Annotated in this window: 21 protein-coding genes; 16 read left to right on the forward strand and 5 right to left on the reverse strand. The window is 38.2% G+C overall.

Going from position 1 to position 24,877, the window contains the following annotated elements; translation table 11 throughout:
• From JZO83_RS03375 to JZO83_RS03400, 6 genes are all read left to right on the forward strand, one after another.
• On the forward strand, positions 1-608 hold a 608-nt coding region (locus JZO83_RS03375; RefSeq protein WP_207114977.1), incomplete at its 5' end, for an LPXTG cell wall anchor domain-containing protein.
• A gap of 78 nt (positions 609-686) precedes the next feature.
• Positions 687-2,357: a hypothetical protein gene (locus tag JZO83_RS03380; protein WP_207114978.1), complete on the forward strand. Its 1,671-nt coding sequence runs from the start codon at positions 687-689 to the stop codon at positions 2,355-2,357.
• Between the two features lie 11 nt (positions 2,358-2,368).
• Entirely contained in the window at positions 2,369-2,608 is a 240-nt protein-coding gene (locus JZO83_RS03385) for a hypothetical protein (RefSeq protein ID WP_207114979.1), read from the forward strand.
• A gap of 17 nt (positions 2,609-2,625) precedes the next feature.
• Entirely contained in the window at positions 2,626-4,098 is a 1,473-nt protein-coding gene (gene murF, locus JZO83_RS03390) for a UDP-N-acetylmuramoyl-tripeptide--D-alanyl-D-alanine ligase (protein ID WP_207114980.1), read from the forward strand.
• A 424-nt stretch (positions 4,099-4,522) separates the two neighbouring features.
• A complete protein-coding gene (locus tag JZO83_RS03395) occupies positions 4,523-5,731 on the forward strand; it encodes an LCP family protein (protein ID WP_206859502.1) in 1,209 nt (402 codons plus the stop codon).
• Between the two features lie 395 nt (positions 5,732-6,126).
• Positions 6,127-7,881 carry a carbohydrate-binding protein gene (locus JZO83_RS03400; RefSeq protein ID WP_207114981.1) on the forward strand — a complete coding sequence of 585 codons (1,755 nt, stop codon included), beginning with the start codon at positions 6,127-6,129 and terminating at the stop codon, positions 7,879-7,881.
• A 108-nt stretch (positions 7,882-7,989) separates the two neighbouring features.
• On the opposite strand, the gene JZO83_RS03405 is transcribed toward JZO83_RS03400, so the two are convergent.
• Complete coding sequence (locus JZO83_RS03405) at positions 7,990-8,460, reverse strand: TspO/MBR family protein (protein ID WP_206859507.1); 471 nt, start codon at positions 8,458-8,460, stop codon at positions 7,990-7,992.
• 380 nt (positions 8,461-8,840) lie between these two features.
• Between JZO83_RS03405 and JZO83_RS03410 the strand changes: the two genes are divergently transcribed.
• The 3 genes from JZO83_RS03410 (at position 8,841) to JZO83_RS03420 (ending at position 12,237) form a co-directional block, all read left to right on the forward strand.
• The gene (locus JZO83_RS03410) at positions 8,841-10,391 is read left to right on the forward strand and encodes a carbohydrate-binding protein (protein WP_206859500.1); all 1,551 of its coding nucleotides are present in this window, start codon (positions 8,841-8,843) and stop codon (positions 10,389-10,391) included.
• Between the two features lie 367 nt (positions 10,392-10,758).
• Complete coding sequence (locus JZO83_RS03415; protein WP_206859492.1) at positions 10,759-11,337, forward strand: lytic polysaccharide monooxygenase; 579 nt, start codon at positions 10,759-10,761, stop codon at positions 11,335-11,337.
• A 183-nt stretch (positions 11,338-11,520) separates the two neighbouring features.
• Complete coding sequence (locus JZO83_RS03420; RefSeq protein ID WP_206859489.1) at positions 11,521-12,237, forward strand: YcjF family protein; 717 nt, start codon at positions 11,521-11,523, stop codon at positions 12,235-12,237.
• 108 nt (positions 12,238-12,345) lie between these two features.
• Here JZO83_RS03420 and rlmD read toward each other — a convergent pair whose 3' ends face one another.
• Entirely contained in the window at positions 12,346-13,722 is a 1,377-nt protein-coding gene (rlmD, locus tag JZO83_RS03425; protein WP_207114982.1) for a 23S rRNA (uracil(1939)-C(5))-methyltransferase RlmD, read from the reverse strand.
• A 105-nt stretch (positions 13,723-13,827) separates the two neighbouring features.
• Here rlmD and recX point away from each other — a divergent pair, with 105 nt between their 5' ends.
• The 3 genes from recX (at position 13,828) to JZO83_RS03440 (ending at position 16,428) form a co-directional block, all read left to right on the forward strand.
• Positions 13,828-14,628: a recombination regulator RecX gene (gene recX / locus JZO83_RS03430; protein WP_206859485.1), complete on the forward strand. Its 801-nt coding sequence runs from the start codon at positions 13,828-13,830 to the stop codon at positions 14,626-14,628.
• Positions 14,621-15,802, forward strand: coding sequence for an A/G-specific adenine glycosylase (gene mutY, locus JZO83_RS03435; protein ID WP_206859483.1), 1,182 nt, complete (start codon positions 14,621-14,623; stop codon positions 15,800-15,802). The genes recX and mutY overlap by 8 nt, the downstream gene beginning before the upstream one ends.
• Before the next feature lie 92 nt (positions 15,803-15,894).
• Positions 15,895-16,428, forward strand: a complete 534-nt coding sequence (locus JZO83_RS03440) for a DUF402 domain-containing protein (protein WP_206859481.1) — start codon at positions 15,895-15,897, stop codon at positions 16,426-16,428.
• Positions 16,429-16,488: 60 nt separating this feature from the next.
• On the opposite strand, the gene JZO83_RS03445 is transcribed toward JZO83_RS03440, so the two are convergent.
• Positions 16,489-16,923, reverse strand: coding sequence for a GNAT family N-acetyltransferase (locus JZO83_RS03445; RefSeq protein WP_206859479.1), 435 nt, complete (start codon positions 16,921-16,923; stop codon positions 16,489-16,491).
• Between the two features lie 133 nt (positions 16,924-17,056).
• On the opposite strand from JZO83_RS03445, the gene JZO83_RS03450 reads away from it, so the two are divergent.
• The 4 genes from JZO83_RS03450 to JZO83_RS03465 all read left to right on the forward strand — a co-directional run bounded on the left by JZO83_RS03450 (position 17,057) and on the right by JZO83_RS03465 (position 21,977).
• The gene (locus JZO83_RS03450; RefSeq protein WP_206859473.1) at positions 17,057-18,181 is read left to right on the forward strand and encodes an AI-2E family transporter; all 1,125 of its coding nucleotides are present in this window, start codon (positions 17,057-17,059) and stop codon (positions 18,179-18,181) included.
• Between the two features lie 127 nt (positions 18,182-18,308).
• Positions 18,309-19,685: a hemolysin family protein gene (locus JZO83_RS03455; protein WP_206859472.1), complete on the forward strand. Its 1,377-nt coding sequence runs from the start codon at positions 18,309-18,311 to the stop codon at positions 19,683-19,685.
• Between the two features lie 245 nt (positions 19,686-19,930).
• Positions 19,931-21,511, forward strand: a complete 1,581-nt coding sequence (locus JZO83_RS03460; protein ID WP_206859471.1) for a peptide chain release factor 3 — start codon at positions 19,931-19,933, stop codon at positions 21,509-21,511.
• 244 nt (positions 21,512-21,755) lie between these two features.
• Entirely contained in the window at positions 21,756-21,977 is a 222-nt protein-coding gene (locus JZO83_RS03465; RefSeq protein WP_206859564.1) for a flagellar motor switch protein, read from the forward strand.
• 21 nt (positions 21,978-21,998) lie between these two features.
• Here the strand turns inward: JZO83_RS03465 and JZO83_RS03470 are convergent, their stop codons facing one another.
• Both JZO83_RS03470 and JZO83_RS03475 read right to left on the reverse strand, forming a co-directional pair.
• A complete protein-coding gene (locus JZO83_RS03470; RefSeq protein ID WP_206859565.1) occupies positions 21,999-22,319 on the reverse strand; it encodes a DUF1827 family protein in 321 nt (106 codons plus the stop codon).
• A gap of 196 nt (positions 22,320-22,515) precedes the next feature.
• Positions 22,516-24,753, reverse strand: coding sequence for an ATP-dependent Clp protease ATP-binding subunit (locus tag JZO83_RS03475; RefSeq protein WP_207114983.1), 2,238 nt, complete (start codon positions 24,751-24,753; stop codon positions 22,516-22,518).
• Positions 24,754-24,877 lie beyond the last annotated feature (124 nt).

The raw sequence follows: 24,877 nt of genomic DNA on the forward strand, positions 1-24,877 counted from the left end.
GGAGACATATAACAGAGGGGGATGCGGACGCTGATGCTGACGCTGACGCGGATGCTGATGCCGATGCTGATGCTGATGCGGATGCTGACGCCGATGCTGATGCCGATGCGGATGCTGATGCCGATGCTGATGCCGATGCCGACGCTGATGCCGATGCGGATGCTGATGCCGATGCTGACGCCGATGCCGACGCTGATGCTGATGCTGATGCGGATGCCGACGCCGATGGCGATCCTGGTGTGGGCGGTATTGATGGACAAAGTGGTGGTGCAGGCGGTTTAGGTGGCACAGGCGGTACAGGTGGCGCAGGTGGTATAGGCGGTTCAGGTGGAAACGGCAATGGTCCTGGTTATGGAAGTTGGGGTGATCCAGGAAATGGTTCTGATAGTGATCCAAACGGAATCTTATCTGGAACTCGTGGATCAGGAACGTATCCTTCTGGAATGTCTACTAATGGAAATAGAACAAATGCCGGACAAATGACTCCAAAAATGTATCCTAAAACAGCCGAGCATTCGTCTATCGCAACATCTTGGTTAGGCGCAATCACAGCGATGCTTTCAGGGCTTGGTATCTGGAAATCTAGAAAAAACAAAGAAAAAGAATAACTACCATGAGTTAGAAATAAGCTATGGCAATCAGAGTATTGTCTGGTTGTCATAGCTATTTCTTATAGGGGTGATAAAGTGCTAGTACAAACACGTAGTAGACTCTCGATGTTAAAAGATATTTTGGATACGACTGAAATGGAAACAGAAAGAAAAATTGCCATCATTACTACTGGTGAGAATAAAGAACGTGGAAAAACGATGGAGTTTTATGGGAAAAGTGTCTCTCAGCTGTGGAATAATCTTCTAACTGCTTATCAAACGAATCGATGGGATAATAATGCCTATCTAAGGGTAGATCTTGTTACGGAAGAAGAAAAAATCACCTTTGAATTACTTCAACAACAATTGAAAAAAATTAAACGCAATAATTATATCGACTTTAATTTACGATTTGATGGGATAAGAAAACGTTCTTTTTTAAAAGAAGAATTAGTAGGAAACGCTGTTATCAAACCGGATAAGAAACATATCGTTGGAAAGAACCATCCGAATCTCCACATTGATCCACAGAACTATCGAGGTTATGTCAAGCGAAAATATAATCGCGAGGAGTCGGATCTAAGTTACTTAGAGCGTTCAAATGTCTATCTATTTAAAACTAAAGCTTATTATATCGAAAATGATCAAATCATTCCTCTTGAAGATTATGGAAATGGAAATCGTGTGCGAACGATCACGAAAGAAACATTGAACGAGATGACTGATTTAGTTATAGCTAAAGGAAGCGAGTATTTGAAAAAACAATTGATGGATACTGGACAATTCATCTACGGCTATTATCCTTGCTATGATCAACCAATCAAAGGCTATAACTCAGTTAGACATTTTTCATCATTGTATGCATTGGTTGAAGCGGCTGAATATTTCTCAGATGAGGAAATGTTGCTAGAGGCAAAAGCAGGTCTTATTTGGGGAATCAAGCAACTCACAATCAATGAACAAGGTTATTTTTTCATCAAAGATTTCCTAGGAAAAGAAGTCGAATACAAATTAGGCGCTCAGGCAACTGCGATACTAGCAATCGCAAAGTATATCCAAGTTTCTAAAGATGATTCTTTCGAAACGTATTTGAAGCAACTTGTTCGTACGATTTCTCAAAAATTTATTACAAAAGATAATCAAACGATCCATGTTCTAGATAAAGCCCTAGCAATCAAAGAACGTTTCCGTATCATCTATTATGATGGAGAGGCGTTATTCTCGTTACTAAGGGCCTATGAGATTTTAAATGAACAAGCTATTTTCGAGACATGCGAAATCTTAATGGAACATTTTGTTACTGAAAACTATCAAAAATATCACGATCATTGGTTGAGTTACGCAACCAACGAGATGTTGAAGCACAAAGAAAAAATCACGTATTATCGTTTTGGGATCAAAAATGCCCTTGTGAATATCGACTTTATTGAGCAACGTGACACCGCCTATCCGACGATGTTGGAATTACTCGTTGCAGCTTCTAAAATGATGAAAAAACTGGAAAAAAGTGAACTTAAAAATGAACTGTTCAAGACACCAACAGACTTTTTAGAAGTCAAAGAAAGAATTGATACAGTCATGAAAAAGCGTGTGTCTCATGAAATAAAAACGGGGGTCATGTTTCCGGAATTTGCTGTTTTCTTTAAAAAACCTGCGAGTATCGAATATGGTTTTTTTGCAAGACACGATCGCTTCCGTATGCGAATAGATGATGCAGAGCATTTTTTATCTGGCTTGATCAACTATCGTAGTCATTATAAAGATTAGGAGGGAATACAATGGTCGCATTTATTCGTTTTGCTGCACTGGCGTTGATTGGGATTTCTTATTTAGGTTATCGTTTAAAAAAGAAGAAACATCATCAAGCAGACTCATTCGAAACGGATTTAAGCCAATATGAGAAAAATGAAGAAGGACTTTACCCTTGGGAAGTTGATGCAGATGACTCACCTAAGCGGATCGATCAAAAAGCAACAAGATATGTGAACCAGGCAAGACCCAAGCGTGGAAAATGGTGAACGAAGTAGGTGGAAAGATGAATACGATCAAACAATTGCTTAGTGAAATCGAGGGTTCATATTTCGAAGAATATACTGAGCTAGATCAAGAGGTCAATCAACTTGAATATTTTTCAGGACATTTAAAACGTATGAAGGATTATTCTAAAACGATGTTTGTATGTATAACAAATGAGCGCCGACAATATATCAATCAGATGCGTCCAGTCAAATGGGCAGATGGAAATGATCAAATCAAAGGAAAAGAAAATCAGTTTGCTTTGATCGTCACGGAACATCCGATTGAAGACCCTTCTGTGACCACACCGCAGTTTATTGTAAAAGATAGTTGGCGTTTCTTATTGGAGTTTGCTAATAAGATGCGTCAAAACTTTAAAAAACCGGTGATTGCGATTACTGGTTCAGCTGGGAAAACATCCACACGAATGATGATCACCCATGCGTTCAAAGAGGAAAAAGTTCTAGAAAATCGGGGCAATCACAATGTGAGATTTGCGATTCCTCTTTATTTAGGTCAGCTAGTCGGTGATTTTGATTTACTTAATCTAGAAGTATCGCTCAATGCGCTCAATACCTACGATACTGGTTCAATGTCTGATTTGATACAACCTGATATAGCAATCGTTACCTCTATAGGAGAAGCCCATCTCAGTTCGTTAAAAACAACCAAGAATGTGGCTTATTATAAGTCTAAAATTTTTGACGGATTAAAAGAGAACGGAACAGCGATCATCAATACTGATATGGGTGCAGAAGAATTAGCCATCCTAGTTCAAGCGGCTGAAAAGAAAACGACGGATATTTTGACTTATTCATTGTATGACACTAGTAGAGTGGTACATGTGTCATCGATTGAACAGAAGAAAGAATATTGTGAAGTAGGTGTCCATTTCTTTGATCAAAAAATCAAGATCCGCTTGAGCGTTCCTTCATCAGGTATGATTTCCAATGCATTGGCGACGTTGATTGCGATTTGGAAAATCAAGGGGGATGTTTCGGCTTATCTTTCTGCTTTTGAGACATTCAGACCACTACCTAAGGTTTTAGAAAAAAGCTTTTATTCGAATGAACCAACTTTCACTTTTATTGATGATACGCACAATGCCTCGTTACCTTCTATGAAAAATGCAATCGAATACTTTAAAGTAGTTCGCCCGTTTTATGAAGGAAAGTCGATCTTAGTTTTGGGACAGATCGCTGATCTGGGGAATACTTCTGCAAGTATTCATCAACAAGTGATGGAAGAACTAACAGATGTACCAGCAGATCATGTTTTTGGCTATGGGGAACATTTCAGAGAATTATTCAACGAACAAAGTAAACATAAGCAAAACTACCAGTGGTTTGAAACGTTACCTGAGTTGACACAAAGTATCCAACAACAATTGACAAATGATAGTTTAGTCTTGGCAAAGGGATCTGTCACAGGAAGTGATTTCCATGAAATCGATAAGTATATTCGTCGTTTTTCTTTCAAAGAAATGGCGTGAGCAAAGACGAAAGTAAGAATAAAGCAAGGAAGTTAGTCAAGCTAACTTTTCACTAATAGCCACTTTTAAGAATTCTTAAAAAGACGGAGAAGTCGAAAAAGGTTATTCCATTTTCGCTACTCTCCGTTTTTTTCATTGATGAAGCTTGGTTGAATGAATTCAATAAACTTCAGAAAAAAACTTTCGTCGTTTATTTATTTAGTAAAAAATCATAAAAATCCAATAAAACGTATAAAAAGAATAGTATTCTTTCTTTTCTGAAAGAGCGCCCTATGGTATGATAATTAAGAATTTTACAAAAAATACATATAAATCACGAAGATAAACACTACTTTTTAAACTTTTATTAGGATTTAGTGGGTGAATTGCTGAATGATTGGGTGTATGAGAGAATAGTTAAGAATATGTATGACAGAGGTGTATTATGAAGCGGTGGCAAAAAGTGATATTGACTTTATTAGGAATTATCGTACTACTCATCGGTGGAGTTTCAGCGTATGGGATCAAGTTTATGGGAGAGGCAAGCCAGACAGTCAATCGAATCTCAAAACAATCTGACCGTGTATCAGCAAAACGGACGGATCGAGTGAGTATCGATGACCAGGAACCTTTTTCAGTATTATTATTAGGATTAGACACAGGAGGGCTTGGTCGTACGGAGCAAGGTCGATCCGATACGATGATGGTCGTGACCGTCAATCCACAACAAAAAAAATCAACGATCATTAGTTTGGACCGAGATATCTATACGAACATTGTCGGTTACGGGACAGTCGATAAGTTGAATCACGCTTATGCATTTGGTGGCGTCGAGATGGCAATGGATTCGATCGAACAATTACTCGATATTCCTATTGACCATTACGTCACGATCAATCTGGATGGGATGAAAGATTTGATCGATGCAGTAGGCGGGATCGAAATCGACAATAAGATCGACTTTACGTTAGATGGTGTCCATGTACCAGAAGGCAAGCAAACAGTTGATGGTGAAACTGGCTTGGCTTATGCAAGAATGCGTCATGAGGATCCGGAAGGCGATATTGGCCGACAAGCACGTCAACGAGAAGTAGTGACAAAAATCGTCAACAAAGTAGTCAGCTTGGATGGTGTAAGTAACTACCGCAAACTTTTAGATGCAGCTGGAAACAATGTGACGACCGATTTAGATTGGGATGATATGCTTGACATTGCAACGAATTATACCGACGCTTTCAAGACGATCAAACAAGACCAACTAAAAGGAAAAGACGCGACGATCAATGATGTATACTATCAAATCTTAGGTCAAAATGATTTGCTATCGATCCAAAATCAACTGAAGAAACAATTAGAGATCGAGCCAAGTGATACGTTGCCTAATTTGAAAAACGATAATGCCTATATGATGTTTTATGATGACTCAGAAAATGTTGAAGGAGATACCACTGCCGACAGCACAACTGGAGATGGATCTGTTTATTCACAAGACACTAATCAATACGGCACTGATACGTATGGTCAGCAATCAACATACTCAGAAGACACCTCTCAGTATTATGACCCAAATCAATATAACCAACAGTACTATGATCCATACAGTGGACAACAAAACGATCAAAACACAGAGACTTGGACAGGTAATGGTTATTAACAAAGCTTTGTGACCAACAGCGTGAATCAAATAAATCGATATCGGAACTTAGAGGAAATTTCCTTTAAATTCCGATATTTTTTTATTTTTTACGTTATTAAATCGTTATTTATAATCCTTTAAAATTATTGTTTTTAAAATAAAAAAATATTCGATATATTTAGTAGATATTTTTTTTTCACGTTTTTGCCTATTTATCAGCACTCAATTCGATTTTGTCTCTGGTTTTAATCATAATAGAGACTTGAACTGTTTTTCAGAATTTTTATTCTTAAATTAAAAAACGTTAATTCTTATAAAAAAATGTTATATTTTTATTTTTAATTTGTTATGATATCGATGTGCAAGAGAAGTACATAGCACAAGAAAAATGTTGATGGGGGAAATACATACTAATGAAAAGAAATATTCGTCTAAAAAAATTACTAGCTGGAGCTGCATTATGTAGTCTGCTCGTTGCACCGTTGTTTTTGAATGAACAACAAAGTGCAGCCACAGAACAAACACTTAAAGCAACACCTGATTTTGGCGTAGGTCAAGGAATCGAATGGCCAGAGCAAGTCGTTGCACCGTTTGTCGATATGACTGCCTACACTTCAGGTACAGACCTATCGAACAATGGCGCGTTGAATCTAGCAGCAATCGCACAGGAAACAGGACAAAAATTCTTTAATTTAGGCTTCATGCAAGCAAAAGGAATCAAAAATGGCAAGATCGATTGGGCGTGGGGTGGATTTGCCGGATTAAGTGAAAACGACAGCGATCAATGGCAATATGAAGGAATCAAGAAAACGATCCGTGAATTAAGAGAAATTGGTGGAGATGCTGCAGTTTCATTTGGTGGATTGAACACTGGTGCTTTCTGGGAAGTCAGTCATGACGAAGATATGCTGTATGATGCGTATATGGAAGTGATCCAAGGCTATGGCTTTACCCGTGTTGATTTTGACGTTGAAGCAGGTGCGATGGGTTATTCAGAAAACTTAGTGAATGCAAAAGCGGTCAAACGTCTACAAGATACAACAGGTGTTCAAGTTACATTGACATTGCCAGTAATGCCAACTGGTTTGATCTCAACTGGTTTATCTGTATTACAAGCTTATTTAGAAGCTGGTGTTGATTTGACCAACGTGAATATCATGACAATGTGCTATGGCTCAAGTGTAGCTGATTATGCACAAGGATCTTTGGATGCGGTCGATAATACGATGGTCCAATTGAAAAATCACTACAAACAATTTGCTGGCGTTACTTTAACGGACGAAGAAGCATATGCAAAATTAGGAACAACTCCTTCGATCGGTTTTGAAAACGAACAACATCCATATTTTACAACAGAGATGTTTGACAAAGTCGTAGAACATGCAAAAGAACGCAAGATCGGGATGGTATCTTACTGGTCGATGAACCGTGATGCTAAAACAGATGGCGGTCAAGGACAAGTGAAAAACCAATTCGAATTTTTGAAGGTTAGTCAAGCGTTTGCTGGAGGTAATGATGGCGGTGGAAGCGAAACACCTGAAGATAAAGAAAAACCATCGATTCCTACCAACCTTTCTGTTGGGAATATTACAAAAAACAGCGCGCGTGTCAACTGGACAGCGGCTACAGACAATGACCGTGTAGCAAAATATAACTTGAGATTATTAGGGAATGGACAAACGATCAATGTCACAACTACTTCTCTTTCATACGCATTCACAAACTTAAAAGATGATACAGAATATACTGTAGAAATCAATGCAGAAGATCGTTCTGGAAATATTTCAGATACGGCAAAAGTAGCATTTACAACTTTAGCGGATGTAGTAGATCCTGGCGAGCCGGGAGAACCAGGAGAGGCTCCTGCATGGGAAGCGACAAAAGTTTACCTAAGCGGTGATGTTGTTTCTTATAAAGGTGCATTATACCGTGCCAAATATTGGACACAAAACAATATTCCAAGTGAGTCAGGTTTGTATGGTCCTTGGGAATTGATTTTAGGAACGCCAGAAGGTGGCGATGAGATTGCCGCGTGGGATGCGAATAAAGTTTATGTACAAGGAAATCGAGTGACATATAACGGTATCGTTTATGAAGCACAATATTGGACACAAAACAATATTCCAAGTGAATCTGGGTTATACGGTCCTTGGAAACAGGTTGGATAAAATATTAAATAATAGTTAATAACAAAAAGCTACGTGAATTGCTCACGTAGCTTTTTTCATCGTTCAATGATTCAAGCGAATAAGTTGTTATCAGCTAAAATCTCTCTATTAATTCAAAATAAAAATCGCGTAATTCAAGATGGATGCGAAAAATACCCATAAATAATAAGGGATCGTCAACCACATTGCTGCGCGGTTGTGCAACCATAAATGATACAGCAAAGCGGTTAAGAAAATCATCAATAAAGTGATATCGATAGCAGAAATCAAAGTATTTTCAAGATTGAAGAATATAGCCGACCACAAAAGGTTGAAGATGAGTTGGATAGTAAAGAGCCAGAGTAGTCTAGTACGATGTTTCTGATTTTGTGTATTTAAAATGAAGTACAATGAAATACCAATTAAAACATAGAGGACTGTCCACATTGGGCCAAAAATCCAACTAGGTGGTGCAAAAGCTGGGAGTTGTAATGAGTAATAATAGCTTCCTGGGTTACCACTAAGGATACCAGATAAGAAACCTAAGGCTACGATTCCGATAATACAAACCCATAAACGATAATCTTTTAATCGATTCATAGTGTATGTCATAAGATAAACTCCTTTCTTTAAACAGTTTACCACAACATTTTATAACAACACCTATTAATGCTTGTGTATTTTTTAAGTTATTTTATTTTTAGCTAATATAGCAACCATTTTGCTAGGTAGTAGACTTGAACGATTCTTGATTCCCTTTTAAAAATGGTTTAAACGTTGATATATTAGCGTTGTTGCAATACCGTACATTGGATTTTAAATTTACCAACTTGACTAAAAAAAGAAAAGAAAACGATTAAATAACTCTAATTTCTTTTATAAAATGTTATATTATTATTGTCTGTCTGATATCATGGATTTTGTAATCGATTACGAAAAATAGGGAAATGAATTAGTTGAATGGGGAGAGTTTGAAAAAGATGAAGAAAAAAGGGTTAAAAAGAGTATTAGCTGGAGCAGCTTTATGTAGTTTGCTAGTTGCACCTTTATTTTTGAATGAAGAGCAAGGGGCAGCAACAGAACAAACAATTCGCGCAACACCTGATTTTGGTGTAGGGCAAGGAATCGAGTGGCCAGAACAAGTTGTCGCACCGTTCGTGGATATCACTGCTTACACTTCAGATGCAGAGCTATCGAATAAGGGTGCCTTGAATATGGCGGCGATCGCAAGAGAAACCGGTCAACGTTTCTTTAATCTAGGATTTATGCAAGCAAGAGGAATCAAAAATGGTAAAGTTGATTGGGCTTGGGGAAGTTTTGCTGGATTAAGTGAAAGTGACAGCGATCAATGGCAATACGAAGGAATCAAACAATCGATCCGTGAATTAAGAGAAGTAGGCGGAGATGCTGCGGTATCATTCGGTGGATTGAATTCCGGTGCATTCTGGGAAGTAACGCAAGATGAAGACATGCTTTATGATGCCTACATGGAAGTGATCCAAGGGTATGGTTTTACACGCATCGATTTTGATGTAGAAGCAGCAGCAATGGGATATCACGAGAATCTAGCAAATGCAAAAGCAGTAAAACGTCTTCAAGATGCGACTGGTGTTGATGTTACTCTGACACTGCCAGTTATGCCGACAGGTTTGATTTCAACCGGCTTAGCTGTATTACAAGCATATTTAGAAGCAGGCGTGGATTTAACAAATGTTAATATCATGACGATGTGCTATGGATCTAGCGTTCCAGATTATGCACAAGGTTCATTAGATGCAGTCGATAATACAATGGTCCAACTGAAAAATCATTACAAGCAGTATGCTGGTAAAACATTGACTGATGAGCAAGCATATGCCAAGTTAGGTACAACACCTTCTGTCGGATTTGAGAATGAACAACATCCTTACTTTACAACAGACATGTTCAATCTAGTCGTACAACATGCAAAAGAACGTAAAATCGGCATGGTTTCTTACTGGTCAATGAACCGTGATGCAAAAGTAGACGGCGGGCAAGGACAAGTGAAAAATCAATATGAGTTCTTAACGGTTGGTCAAAGATTCACAGATAATTCCGAAATGCCGGAAGATACGCAAAAACCATCAACACCAACAAATCTGAGCTCAGATTTTATTACAACACAACGCGCACGTATCAATTGGACAGCATCAACAGACAATGATCGCATCGCTCGCTATAACCTAAAATTGACAGGCGCAGGCGAAACAGTTGCAGCGACAACAATGGCTGTTTCTCATACATTTGAAAAATTAAAGAGTAATACGACATATACAGTGGAAGTCATCGCGGAAGATCGTTCTGGAAATCTTTCAGATGCAGCAACCTATACTTTTACAACACTTGAAGAATCTGAATCAACTCTTCCAACTTGGGATCCTACAACGATTTACTTAGGTGGGGAACGTGTTACATACGAAGGATTGATTTATGAAGCAAGATATTGGACACAAAATGATATCCCAAGTGAATCAGGACCTTATGGCCCCTGGAAACTTGTAACTAACTAATAGATAAATTTCATATTACTCTATAGATAAAAATGATGATATTTTATAATTTTTACTAATCGCTCGGATTTTTGATCAAGATTCAAGTTATTATTTAAATAGATGAATAAGATAGAAGAGTGCATGAAGTGCTCTTCTATTTTTTTTGAAAAAACATATTTTATTTTAAATATTAAGAAAATATTAATTATAGAACAGGTGTACTTTTAATTAATGCGAGTTAAATTACTAAGAAAACGTTGATAAAACAATCTTTTTTAATGTATTTGGAATTTGTATTCAGTCGAACAAAATTATAAAAGCATAACGTTTGTTTTATATTTAGAAAACGTTTACAATGAACCTATCAAAAAGAGGAGGTTCAATTATGAAAAAGTTTAGTGTTATGATGTTTGTTGGTATTGTTATGTTAGGTTTGTTTGGTTTCGGAACATCGGGTTACGCACATGGTTATGTAACATCTCCAGGTAGTCGTGCTTATTTTGGTACAGCTGCTGCAGGAAATTTAAATCAGAACGTTGGTCGTGCGCAATGGGAACCACAAAGTATTGAAGCGACTAAAAATACATTTATCGATGGTAAAATCGCTAGTGCTGGTGTCAGTGGATTTGAACCTTTGGATGAACAAACAGCAACGCGCTGGCATAAAAGTGTAATCAATCCTGGTTCATTGAATATCACTTGGAACTTGACTGCACAACACCGTACGAGTACTTGGGACTACTATATGACGAAATCAGGTTGGAATCCAAATCAACCATTGAAATTCAGCGATTTTGAATTGATTGCAAAAATCGATGATAAAGCAACGATTCCACCAAAAACAGTGAACCAAACAATCACTGTGCCTCAAGACAGAAAAGGCTACAACGTGATTTTAGCTGTTTGGAATATTTCAGATACAACAAATGCATTCTATCAAGTTATCGATGTCAACGTCCAATAGGCAATACTTAAAGAGAAACCTTTTTAACTGATCATATAAAAGAACACCAATGAAGAGACTATTCGTTTTCGCTTCATTGGTGTTTATTTTTCCGTTCATGATCTCATTTTTTGGCTAAGCCTCGCTTGTATTGTATGATAGAAGTAAGGATAACAAAAATGGACGGATCACGGAGGAAATCAAATGAAAAAATTTTTACGAAAATCTAAGAAAAACAAAGACGTGATTGAGGACGCTGTAATCAAAAATGAAGAACCAAAATTGGAAGAAACATTCGAGCAAACACCTGAGGAAGAGAAAGAATTTGCTTCTTTTTTTGCAGAGACGATGAAAAGACTTCCTCAAAAAACATCTGCAATTATTTTACGGAGTTTTGATTCATCAAAAAGCCGAGCAGAACAAACATTAGCAAAAAGCAAAACACAATTTGATCGTCTATTTGAAGAGTTTTTAAAAGGAGTAGACGAACCATTACGGAAAAAATGTCATGCGACGATCCATGCAGCATCATTGACTGCGGCGATCATCGGTTGTTCGCCGATTCCTTTTTCGGATGCTTTCTTACTTGTACCTGTCCAGTTGACGATGATGGGACGTCTCCACAAGTTGTTCGGGCAATCGTGGTCGGAATCTTTAGGTAAAAGCGTATCAAAAGAATTGATCGTTGTTAGTCTTGGAAGAAGTGCAGTAGGCAATATCATCAAAGTCATCCCGGCGGTGGGAACAGTGGCCGGGGCTGCGATCAATGCAACCGTTGCTAGTACGATCACGGAATCCCTCGGTTGGATCACAGTAAAAATGTTGAATGATGGCGAAGATATCTTTGATGACGTGATGTCTTTCAAAGGCCAAGTGCAAACATTGTTTACTTTATTGAAACGTAAAAAGCAAATGAAATAAGGCATGATCGGAAATAATTTGATACAAAAAAATAAGCATTTTCCTCTGAAATAGTTTTATCCTATTTTATAGAGGAAAATGCTTATTTTTATAAATTGAGGGGGTTGCTTATTTTTTTGTTAATTTCACGACGACTTCACAACGAGCAGTCTGCGGGAACATGTCGACGGATTGTAAATACTCTACTTGGAATACCTTCGCTAATTGGACGAGGTCTCTCGCCAAAGTCGAAACATTACATGAAATATAAACTAATTTCTGCGGAGGTTTTTTTAAAATTGCGTGGATCAACTGCTCGTCCAAGCCAGTACGTGGTGGATCAACAATGATCCCATCCGGTCGAAATCCTTCATTCAACCACTTGGGTAATAGCTCTTCTGCAGTTCCTACTTCGTAGCGCGTATTGTGGTAACCTAGGCGTTCTGCATTTTTTTGAGCATCTGCGATGGCTTGGGGGATCGTATCCATTCCGCGAACTTCTTTTGCTTTGTTTGCCACACTCAAACCGATTGTTCCCACGCCACAATAAGCATCTACGATCGTTTCTTCAGGTTGGATAGCCAAAGCTTTGATTCCTTCACCATATAAAACTTCAGTTTGTTGAGGATTCAACTGGAAAAATGCACGAGGTGAAAGATCAAATGTTACTTCATTGATCCGTTCTTCGATTGCTTCTTTCCCCCAAAGATGCTTCGTTTCGTCGCCCATCACAAGGGAGGTCTTCAAAGGTTGGACGTTTTGCATGATCGAAACGACTTCAGGTAGTTGTTGATTGATTTCACGAATCAGCGCATTTTTTTGTGGGAATTTTTGACTTCTAGTAATAAAGACCACTTGCAGTTCTCCAGTCTGGACCCCAACTCGGACCATGATCGTACGGAAAATGCCACTATCAGCGCGTTCGTCATAGATCGGTAAGTCGTACTTGTTCAACAAATCAACGACTGTATTCATCACTTTTTGCGTTGCAGGTTCTTGAACTAAACAGTCAGTGATCGCCACCAAGTGATGCGAATTTGCCTGATAAAGTCCAGCTTCGATTTTGTCTGTTTGTTTATTTTTTCTTAATTGGAATTGCGCTTTATTACGATAACGCCAAGGATCGTCCATTCCGATCGTCGGTAGCAATGGATAATCACGATAGCCGGCGGGTTTGAATTTTTCTAAGGACTGTAAAAGCAAATCTTTTTTGAAATCGAGTTGTGCATGGTACGCTAAATGCTGCAATTGGCAACCGCCACATTCATAGTAGACTGGACACGGAGCAGTCACGCGGTCAGTACTCGTTTTTTTGACTTTGACCAATTGTCCTTCTGCGTAGCGAGGAGTTGCTTTAGTGATTTTTACTACGACTTCTTCTTTCGGAAGGGCATACGGAACAAAGACGATCATGCGTTTAAAATAGCCGATTCCTTCTCCGTTGATCCCTAAACGTTTGATTTTTAATGTGATCGTTTGGCCGTTTTTAACAATTGCTTCTGGCATAGGTATCTCCCTTTTTATCATTATGTGGCTATATTCTACCATATTATAGCGAAAGTTGGGGATTTTCTATGTTATGATAGGAATATATGTTCGAGGAGGGATAAGTTGCTTTCTATCACAAGAATCAGTAAAGGCAAAGGGCCTTTTTATCAAGTTGATCTATCGGATGGCGAAGTACTACAAGTCTCAGAAGATATTTTAGTACGCTATCGTTTATTAAAAGGGCAAGAATTAACAAAAGATAAATTAGCAGAAATCAAAAAAAGTACAGGGTATGATTTTGGTTTACAACAAGCATTGAATTATTTGAGTTACCAACTCCGAACAGAAAAAGAGATTCGGATCTATTTAAAAGATAAAGAGGTCGGGCAAGAAGATCGACATAAGATCGTTGAAAAATTAAAAGAACTAGGTTTAGTAAATGATTTAACTTTTGGTGAAAGTTACGTGCGAACGAATATGCGTTTGAGTGATAAAGGACCGAAAAAATTAGCACAGCAAATGCAACAAAAAGGGCTCTCGCCAGAAGTGATCGAACAGTCATTAAGCCAGTACCCATTTGAAGAACAGGTAGAAAATGCCCGACAAACAGCGGAAAAGACTTACGAAAAAAACCGTGCAAAGAGTCAAAAAGATTTATTACGGAATATCCAACAGAAATTGATGACAAAAGGGTTTACCAATGATGTGATCCAAGAAGCCATGCAAACATTGCCGCAAGAAACGGATCCAGATACTGAGTACGAGCGCTTAGTGCAACAAGGGGAGAAAATCTGGCGTAAGAATAGCCGTTTTGAACCTCAAAAAAGAAAGATGAAAGTAAAGCAGAGTCTCTATCAAAAAGGATTTGATTTTGAGATGATCCAACGCTTTATTTTAGAAAAGGAAGAAGAAGCAAGTGAGTAGAGAATGGGAAAACTGGTCTTCAGAAAAAACAAAAGAATTTCAAGAACGGTTCATCGAATGGTATGAACTTGAGAAAAGGAATCTGCCTTGGCGATACAATCAAGATCCTTATCGTATTTGGATATCAGAAATCATGTTGCAACAAACTCGAGTCGATACAGTTATTGATTATTTTTACCGCTTTATGGAATGGTTCCCCACCATTGAAGCATTGGCGCAAGCACCAGAAGAGAAACTATTGAAAGCTTGGGAAGGCTTAGGTTATTATTCTCGGGCAAGAAATATTCAAGCCGCTGCCAAACAGATCATGGAAGACTTTGACGGAAAAATGCCGCAAACGCCGGAAGAAATCAGTACATTGAAAGGGATTGGCCCATATACGACAGGAGCGATCGCGAGTATTGCTTTTGATTTACCTGAACCAGCGATCGATGGGAATGTGATGCGTGTCGTGAGTCGCTTGTTCTGTATTGAAGAAGATATTGCGAAGGCATCGAGCCGGAAAGTGTTTGATCAAGCAATGAGAAAAATCATTGACGAAAAACATCCAGGTGAATTCAATCAAGCGATGATGGATCTAGGATCAGCAATCTGTACCCCAACTTCTCCGAAATGTGAAGAATGCCCGATCCAAGCATTCTGTTTAGCAAAGGAAAAAGGAGTCCAAACTGCTTTTCCTGTCAAGACGAAAAAAGCGAAACCGCGAGATGTTTACTATATTTGTGCAGCAATCGAAAATTCTGCAGGCGCGTATTATTTTGAACGGAGAGACCAACAAAAATTACTTGCTGATATGTGGACATTTCCAATGGTAGAAGTGACGAAAGAAGAATATGAAAAACTTCAGACAAAATGGCAAGCGATGAATGAAATCAGTTTGTTCGATGAAGCTCTAGTGGCTGAAGAAACTTCAGCCTTGCCTTTTGTCCAAGCTGATAAAGTCGTGTGGCAAAAGCGCCACTTAGGCGAAGTGACGCATATCTTCAGTCATTTGAAATGGCATGTTTTACTATTTTACGGTCGGTTACCTAAGAACGAAGAAGACTTGTCAGAGAGCGGAAAACAAACACAGTGGTTGCTCCCAACCTCGTTTGAAGAAGTGGTTTTTCCAAAAGTGCAAATGAAGCTAGTCCAGCAGCTCGATAAAAATCGAAACAATAGTAATCCTTTCTAGGCAAAGATGATTTTTATTGCTATAATAATTACGATGTCGGTGTAATGAACACCCCAACACAAAGCACAAAATGTTGCTAAGGAAGGATTGCGATGGGAGTTCCAAAAGAAGGAGAGTTTGTAACGATCCAAAGTTATAAACACGACGGCAAATTGCATCGAACGTGGCGTGATACTATGGTATTGAAAACAAGCGAACACTCAATGATCGGTGTCAACGATCATACTCTTGTAACAGAGTCTGATGGCCGACGCTGGGTGACGCGAGAACCAGCGATTGTATATTTTCATAAAAAATACTGGTTCAATGTAATAGCAATGATTAGAGAAAAGGGGGTTTCCTATTATTGTAATCTGGCTTCACCTTTTTTATTAGATGAGGAAGCATTAAAATATATTGATTATGACTTAGATATCAAGGTTTTTCCTGATGGCGAGAAGCGCTTGTTAGATGTCGATGAATATGAGATGCATAGTCAAATGATGAATTATCCAAGTGATATTGACTTCATTTTAAAAGAGAACGTGAAGATTTTGGTTGACTGGATCAATAATGGAGATGGCCCTTTCTCAGAAGGCTATATTGATATTTGGTATGACCGTTACAAGCAATTGTCGCAAAAGTAAACGAAAACAGTAAGCAAATGAAGTAATCTTCATTTTGCTTACTGTTTTTACTTGAGTGCGTCATAAAGTCTTTTTCATATTGACGTGTTGAATGCCAGCATCTTCAAAGATCTCGCCATATGGATGATAATCGAGTTTTTCATAAAACGGGATAGCTGACAATTGAGCGCCTAATTTTACCGTATCAAATCCTTGTTTTTTTGCGAAATCTTCCGCTTCTCTGATGAGTATTTGACCAAGTCCTTGTTGACGGTATTGGGCAAGGATCGCCATACGCTGTACTTTTATCTGACCATTTTCAAGTGGGAGTAGCCGTACGGTCCCTTTTGCCTCCTGTTCATCTGAATAAAGAACGAAATGGATACAGTATGCCTCGTCTTGATCGATTTCTCGTTCTGGAGGAACCCCTTGCTCGCCAACGAAAACTTGGTTTCTGATACTTACAGCATCAAGATAAATCGCACTCATCGTATCTTTTGTATGAACTACTTTCATCAAACAGCCACCTTTCTTTCCAGTAGTATACTGTAAAGTGATTGGAATGGAAAGTGCATAAAATAAATTAAAAATAACAGATTTTTTTAAAAGAATGTTATATACTAGCATAAAAAGGAAAGAAGGGAATTATTTGTTCGATAAATTAAGACAATCAAAGTTAATGTTTTGGTCGTTTGAGTTGTTGATTTTAGCAACGTTGATCTTGGTCTCCTCAAAAATCAACTTTATCTTCCAACCAATCGGAACATTCTTCTCCACATTATTTGCACCAGTCTTGATTGCTGGTTTTTTATATTATATTTTAAATCCAATCGTTGAATTACTGATGAAAACCAAAATGAAACGAATCTGGGCAGTCGCCATTGTGCTGTTGTTACTAGTAGCTGCTTTGGTTTGGATCTTGTTAAGTGTGATACCAAGTTTAGTGCAACAGATTTCTTCTTTGGCTTCGAACACGCCTAATTTTATTCGCCAAGTAGAGACTTGGTTATCAGAAGTTGCTCAATGGTCGGTATTCAGAGATGTGGATATCAATAAGTACTTTGAACAATTGGATATTTCGTATGGCACGATCATCCAACAATTTTTAAGCGGCTTATCCAACAGCTTAGGGTCGATCGTTGGGACGATTGCTTCAGCAACTATCGTTATTATCACCGCACCATTCATTCTATTTTATATGCTAAAAGACGGTGAAAAGCTTGTCCCGAATATCAAGCGTTTCTTCCCGGAAAAGCGAAGAGAGCAAATCGTTGAATTATTAGGACAGTTAAATAAGACGCTAGCTAATTATATTAGTGGGCAAGCAATCGAATGTTTATTCGTTGGGACATTTACTTTTCTAGGTTATTTTGCAATAGGGGTCGATTATGCTTTTCTTTTCGGTGTGATTGCTGGGTTGACTAACCTTATTCCTTATTTAGGACCATATTTAGGATTAGCTCCTGCCTTTTTAGTCACAGTATTCAATGATCCGTTTAGAGCATTATTATGTTGTGGGGTCGTTTTGATCGTTCAGCAATTAGATGGAAACATCATTTATCCGAATGTTATCGGTAAATCGTTGAAGATCCATCCACTAACGATAATCATTGTTTTATTAGTTGCAGGAAACATTGCTGGCTTATTAGGGATTTTCTTAGGTGTACCTTTTTATGCAATCTGTAAAACAATCATTTCTTATGTCGTCAAGATCGTCAAAGAAGACAAGCAAAATGAGAACAAGAAAAAAATTGCGACGACTCTTGAGTCCTAAGAAACCTTTGGCTGTTTTTATTGCAAAGAAAATAGCTTTATGATACCATTTTAACGTGGCTACCTTTAGCCACGTTTTTTTCTATAAAAATATAAAAAATATAAATGAATAAGGAGAGAATGCGATTATGAATGCTGACCCTGAGAGTCAGTCGCTGTTAGCGCAAATTTTATTATTGATCATTTTGACATTGATCAATGCTTTTTTAGCAGCTTCCGAAATTGCAGTTGTATCGATCAATAAAAATCGGATCGAACAAAAAGCGGAAGAAGGAGATGTTAAATCTAAAAAGCTTTTAAAAATATTGCAGAACCCAAATAACTTCCTATCCACTATCCAAGTAGGAATCACTTTGGTCAATATTTTATCTGGTGCATCTTTAGCTAATACTTTATCCGTAAGATTAGCCCCACTACTAGGTGGCGGTGCCGCAGCAAGAAGTATTGCAAATATTATCGTACTGGCTATTTTGACCTATGTTTCGATTGTTTTTGGAGAATTGTACCCGAAAAGGATCGCTTTGAATAAATCAGAGGAAGTAGCGAATTTCACCTCTGGTATGATCCGTTTGATCGGTGTCGTAGCGAAACCTTTCGTTTGGTTACTGTCTGCATCTACTAGCTTATTGGCACGGATAACACCAATGACTTTTGATGATGAAGATTCAAAGATGACCCGCGACGAAATGCGGTATATGCTTGAAAACGAAGGGGTATTGAACAACGAAGAGTTGGAAATGCTTCAAGGTGTCTTTTCCTTAGACACAAAAGTAGCAAGGGAAGTAATGGTTCCTCGAACAGATGCTTTTATGATCGACATTAATGACTCCATTGAAGAAAATGTCAACGAAGTATTATCTGAAAATTACTCAAGGATTCCTGTTTATAATGAAGACAAAGACAAAGTCGTTGGGATCCTCCACACGAAAAACTTATTAAAAGCGGCCCATAAATTTGGGTTTGAACATCTAGAGATCAAAAAAATCATCCAAGAACCACTTTTTGTTCCAGAAACGATTTTTATTGATGATCTATTATATGAAATGAAGAAAACACAAAATCAAATGGCGATCCTTTTAGATGAATATGGTGGGGTTGTTGGTTTAGTAACATTAGAAGATCTGCTTGAAGAAATCGTCGGAGAGATCGATGACGAATCTGATGAAGTAGAAAACCTCTACGAACAAATCGGTGACTACGAATATATCATCCAAGGCAGAATGCTGATCGATGAATTCAACGAAGCATTTGAAAGCAATCTTCATATGAGTGATGTGGATACAATGGCCGGTTATTTGATCACGGCTTTAGGCATGATTCCTGATGAAGGAGAAAAGCTGTCATTTGATGTTGAAAATATCACGTTGATCTCTGAAGAAATGGAAGGCTCACGAGTGCTTAAAATTCGTGTGATTTTCCATGATCCAGAAGAAATAGAAGCTGAACCTGATGAAGAACGTCGTTACTTCAAAAAAGATTTTGAAGATGACGAGCCTCGAAGATAACACAGCTTCAACTATTTTCTAACTAAACAAAGAGCGGATATATTACTTGTCTTATGAAGTGATGTATCTGTTCTTTTTTTGGAGATATATAATGAAAAGAAAGAGTAAAACTGTTTCGCTGACTTTTTCAAACAGAAGATCCATGCTATACTATTTGAGTTGAAGAAAAGGATAGAGGATCTGTCGAATAATCGAAGGATTTCTCTTTGATGAAGCAATAGACAAATGAAGAATGGAGTAAATTTATGAACAATCCAGAATTAAAACAGCAAGTGGACAATCGTCGTACATTTGCGATCATTTCCCATCCGGATGCAGGGAAAACAACGATTACCGAGCAACTGCTTTTGTTCGGTGGAGCGATTCGCCAAGCAGGAACAGTCAAAGGAAAGAAAACAGGGAATTTTGCAAAATCCGACTGGATGGAAATCGAAAAGCAACGTGGGATCTCTGTCACAAGTTCAGTGATGCAATTTGATTACCATGGAAAAAGAGTCAATATTCTAGATACACCAGGGCATGAGGATTTCTCAGAAGATACGTATCGTACCTTGATGGCTGTCGATAGCGCAGTCATGGTCATCGATAGCGCAAAAGGGATCGAAGCACAAACTAAAAAACTTTTCCAAGTAGTCAAAAAAAGAGGCATCCCTATTTTCACTTTTATCAATAAATTGGATCGTGACGGTAGAGAGCCGCTTGAATTATTAGAAGAATTGGAAGAATTATTAGATATCGAATCTTATCCAATGAATTGGCCGATCGGTATGGGTAAAGGACTGGAAGGATTGTATGACATCCACCATAACCGTGTCGAATTTTATCGCCCTGAAAACTATCAAGATGAACGTTTAGCTCAATTAGATGAGGACGGGCATCTGCCGGAAAATCATCCGTTAAGAAATAATTCATTGTACGAACAAGTCCTTGATGAAGTAGAACTGTTAAAAGAAGCAGGTGACGCATTCAATGAAGAAAAAATCGCTCGCGGAGAGCAAACACCAGTCTTCTTTGGTTCAGCTTTAACTAATTTTGGTGTACAGACCTTTTTAGAAACGTTTGTTGAATTTGCGCCATCGCCTTATGGCCATAAAACACGTGAAGATCAAGTAGTCAGCCCATACGAAGAAGAATTCTCTGGTTTTGTCTTTAAGATTCAAGCAAATATGAACCCGGCTCACCGAGATCGTATTGCGTTTGTACGAATCTGTTCAGGCACATTTGAACGTGGGATGGATGTTTTCCTAGAACGAACGAATAAAAAATTGAAATTAAGTAATGTCACTCAGTTTATGGCAGATGCCAGAGAAAACGTTGAAAATGCTGTAGCAGGAGATATCATTGGAGTATACGATACTGGAAACTATCAGATTGGTGATACTTTATATGAAGGAAAACTAAAAGTAGCTTATGAAGAATTGCCTTCATTCACACCAGAACTTTTCATGAAAGTAACAGCAAAAAATGTGATGAAACAAAAATCATTCCACAAAGGGATCAACCAATTAGTACAAGAAGGGGCGATCCAATTGTACAAAACCTATGTGACGGAAGAATACATCATTGGTGCTGTTGGACAATTGCAATTTGAAGTTTTCCAATATCGGATGTTGAATGAATACAACGCAGAAGTCATCATGTCACCAATGGGCAATAAGATCGCACGCTGGATCGAGCCAGAGGATCTAGATGAAAAGATGAGTTCAAGTCGAAACATCTTAGCAAGAGATCGTTTTGATCAACCGCTATTCCTATTTGAGAACCAGTTTGCAGAACGCTGGTTTGCAGACAAATATCCAAATGTGAAATTGAAAAGTTTGATGTAATAAGCAGTTCTCATTGATTTTGTGGTTTACGCGTAGTGTAATACAGCAAAAATATTTTCAAAGCCACACATCAGAACGAACACACGATAGTTCCTGTTTTCAGTGAACGATCGTGTGTTTTTTTGTTGAAGTTTAACCCTTTTTTTGGTTTTTTTGAAAAAATCAATTAAAATCAAATAAAAAAATAGATTAGAATGTTTTTGCGTACATATATAAAAAATAAGCAAAGAAAGAAGGGAAATAAATGGAAACAGATATGGAGAAAAAGCAGCGTATTGAGAGAAAAAAAGCAAAAATGCGGCGAGTGTGTCAAATGCTGGATATTGAGAATTGGGAAAAAAATGAACGCATCGTCCAAGAGATCCGTTCGATCATCCAAGCGGATCGCTCCGTGAAAGGAAGAGAAGGAGAAAATAGGAGAAACAAAAAAAGGGAATGCCAAGTGACTTCGACAAAACCCTTTTGATTCGTGATTTATTTTTTATGTCTACATAGCAATTGGTGCATCTAGATTTCTTTTTGGAATAGAGATCTCTACTAAGCCAGGTAACTCGATTACTTGGATGTCTTCAGGATGGTACTCAGCGTCATGGATTTTTTTTAAGAAGTAGTGTTGGATTTCTTCAATTTCTTTTGGTTGGATATTACGGTTTTCATTTGTTAGGACGATTTCATTATGCTCAGGAGCTTCTGTATAAATAACAGTTGTATTTCCGGCAGTATATACCTTGACCATATGTGCATCTGTATTTTCCAACTGATTTAAAACTAATCGTGAATGGCTGTTTGTTACATTAACTAGTTTCATGGCGCTCACCTCTCTTATGTATTTAAGAAATAACTTACCTTAAGTATAATTTTTTTTTAGTAAATTGAACAGCATTTTGTCTTTTTAAAAATAAAAGAATTAGGAAAATTTAGTTACTATTTTTTTCAAAAATCAAAATAAAAGCGGAGAGTGGCAAACTCTCCGCTCGATTTTTTGCTGATTTCTTAGCATGAAATTATTCTGTCGGTTCGTTGTTTGCTTCTTTGACTAAACGTTCAGGTTTAGACGTGATGACGATTTTATCGTCTTTATCTAATTTTGCTTTAAGATCATGGATCGTTGGATGGTCAAGATAGAATTCAGCAATGCCGTCTTCGATTTGTTCTTGGATCGTTCGACGTAATGGTCGTGCGCCCATTGCTGGATCGTATCCTAGATCGACCAATTTTTCTTTGACATTGGTAGGAACATCAACATGCAACTGTTGTGCAGCTAACAGTTGGTTCACATCATCAAGCATAAGACTAACGATCGTCATCAAGTTTTCTTTTGATAATGCGCTAAATTCGATGATGCCGTCAAAACGGTTCAAGAACTCAGGTGTGAAGTAGTTGTTCAATTGATTCAAGACAGAACGAGTCACACCTTCACGAGCGGCACCAAAGCCGACATTTGCTTCTACTTTTCCGGTACCCGCATTACTTGTCATGATGATGATCGTATCTTTGAAGCTGACAGTACGTCCTTGAGCATCTGTTAATCGTCCATCATCTAAGATTTGCAAGAACATGTGTAAGACATCAGGATGCGCTTTTTCTACTTCATCTAGTAGTACTAAGCTATACGGATTTCTACGTACTTTTTCAGTCAATTGACCAGCTTCTTCATAGCCGACATAGCCTGGAGGAGAACCAATCAATTTAGCGACACTGTGTTTTTCCATGTATTCTGACATATCAAAACGGATCATTGATTCTTCAGATCCAAATAATTCGTATGCAAGTTGTTTCGCTAATTCTGTTTTACCGACACCGGTAGGACCGACAAATAAGAAAGAACCGATCGGACGATTTTTCTTACTCAAACCAACTCGATTACGACGGATCGCTTTTGCTACGCGATCAACTGCATCATTTTGTCCGATAACATGTTTCTTCAAGTCGTCAGCTAAGTTTTTCAATTGTGTTTGTTCTTTTTCTTTTAATTCACCAACAGGGATTCCTGTCCGTTGTTCGACGATTTTTTCCATATCTTTTTCAGAGATCACAGGAATTTCTTCTTCTGAAAGTTGACGTTCTTGCATTTTTTTCAATTTATTGATTTGATCGCGGTAATAAGCCGCTTTTTCGAAATCTTCTTCTTTAGAAGCTAATAGTTTTTGTTCTTCTGCTTCTTCCAATTTCTTTTCGATCGTTTTTGGATCAACGATTTGGATCGTCAAGTTTTTCTTAGAGCCTGTTTCATCTAGCAAGTCGATGGCTTTATCTGGTAAAAAGCGATCTTGGATATAGCGATTCGACAATCTAGCCGCAGCTTCGATCGCTGCATCCGTATATTTGACATGATGATAATCTTCGTAACGATTTTGTAGTCCTTTTAAAATGCTGATCGTTTCATCTACGGAAGGTTCATCCACACGAACGGGTTGCATGCGTCGTTCTAACGCTGCGTCTTTTTCGATGATTCGATATTCATTCAATGTAGTTGCACCGACCATTTGTAATTCACCACGCGCTAACGCAGGTTTTAAAATGTTGCCGGCATCCATATTGCCATCTCCGGCTGAACCAGCCCCAACGATTTCGTGGACTTCATCAATAAATAGGATGACATTTTCGGCTTGTCTGATTTCTTCAATCAGTTTTTGCATACGTTCTTCAAACTGACCACGGATCCCTGTGCCTTGGACAAGTGAAACGACGTCTAAGCGAATGACTTCTTTGTCCAGCAGTTTTTGTGGGACATCGCCATCAACGATTTTTTGTGCAAGTCCTTCAACGACAGCTGTTTTACCAACACCTGGTTCGCCAATCAATACTGGATTGTTTTTGGTGCGGCGATTCAAGATCTCGATCACACGCTTGATTTCATCATCGCGACCGATAACAGGATCGATTTCGCCTTGGCGTGCTTCTTCTGTGATATTGATCCCATATTCTCCTAAAAGCCCATCCGAAGCTGGTCCTTGAGGTGGTTGCCCCCCGTTGAAATTATTGTTCCCGCCGAATTGGGTAGGTGGTGTTTGTTCAAAGTTGCCTTGTTGTTGCATTTGACGAGACATCGAACGAAATAGATCGTCCAGACTTCCAAAGCCAAATGGATCATTTTGAGCCATACTCGTTAGACCTCCATTTTGCTGATTTTTGATTTTTTGATAACAGCTCTGACAATAGTCAAGTTGTGTACGTTGCCCATTAACAGTCGCATATAAGTGAATCGTTGCTTCATTTTTTCCACAGTTTTGACAAAGCATAAAATATTCACGTCCTTTCAAACATTGGTCGATAGGTCTATTTTACCTCGCGTATTTCTTTGGGTAAAAGAATAACACTTGATCAAACCCATTGAGAAAGTCAAAGTCAATTGACCATTACTGA

Origin of the sequence: Enterococcus sp. DIV1298c (genome assembly GCF_017316315.1) — a bacterium.
Lineage (GTDB): Bacteria > Bacillota > Bacilli > Lactobacillales > Enterococcaceae > Enterococcus_B > Enterococcus_B mangumiae.

Coding starts and splice junctions, on each gene's coding strand:
- JZO83_RS03385 (WP_207114979.1), top strand. CDS start 2,369: ATGGTCGCATTTATTCGTTTTGCTGCACTGGCGTTGATTGGGATTTCT.
- murF (WP_207114980.1), top strand. CDS start 2,626: ATGAATACGATCAAACAATTGCTTAGTGAAATCGAGGGTTCATATTTC.
- JZO83_RS03395 (WP_206859502.1), top strand. CDS start 4,523: ATGAAGCGGTGGCAAAAAGTGATATTGACTTTATTAGGAATTATCGTA.
- JZO83_RS03400 (WP_207114981.1), top strand. CDS start 6,127: ATGAAAAGAAATATTCGTCTAAAAAAATTACTAGCTGGAGCTGCATTA.
- JZO83_RS03405 (WP_206859507.1), bottom strand. CDS start 8,460: ATGAATCGATTAAAAGATTATCGTTTATGGGTTTGTATTATCGGAATC.
- JZO83_RS03410 (WP_206859500.1), top strand. CDS start 8,841: ATGAAGAAAAAAGGGTTAAAAAGAGTATTAGCTGGAGCAGCTTTATGT.
- JZO83_RS03415 (WP_206859492.1), top strand. CDS start 10,759: ATGAAAAAGTTTAGTGTTATGATGTTTGTTGGTATTGTTATGTTAGGT.
- JZO83_RS03420 (WP_206859489.1), top strand. CDS start 11,521: ATGAAAAAATTTTTACGAAAATCTAAGAAAAACAAAGACGTGATTGAG.
- rlmD (WP_207114982.1), bottom strand. CDS start 13,722: ATGCCAGAAGCAATTGTTAAAAACGGCCAAACGATCACATTAAAAATC.
- JZO83_RS03440 (WP_206859481.1), top strand. CDS start 15,895: ATGGGAGTTCCAAAAGAAGGAGAGTTTGTAACGATCCAAAGTTATAAA.
- JZO83_RS03445 (WP_206859479.1), bottom strand. CDS start 16,923: ATGAAAGTAGTTCATACAAAAGATACGATGAGTGCGATTTATCTTGAT.
- JZO83_RS03455 (WP_206859472.1), top strand. CDS start 18,309: ATGAATGCTGACCCTGAGAGTCAGTCGCTGTTAGCGCAAATTTTATTA.
- JZO83_RS03460 (WP_206859471.1), top strand. CDS start 19,931: ATGAACAATCCAGAATTAAAACAGCAAGTGGACAATCGTCGTACATTT.
- JZO83_RS03465 (WP_206859564.1), top strand. CDS start 21,756: ATGGAAACAGATATGGAGAAAAAGCAGCGTATTGAGAGAAAAAAAGCA.
- JZO83_RS03470 (WP_206859565.1), bottom strand. CDS start 22,319: ATGAAACTAGTTAATGTAACAAACAGCCATTCACGATTAGTTTTAAAT.
- JZO83_RS03475 (WP_207114983.1), bottom strand. CDS start 24,753: ATGCTTTGTCAAAACTGTGGAAAAAATGAAGCAACGATTCACTTATAT.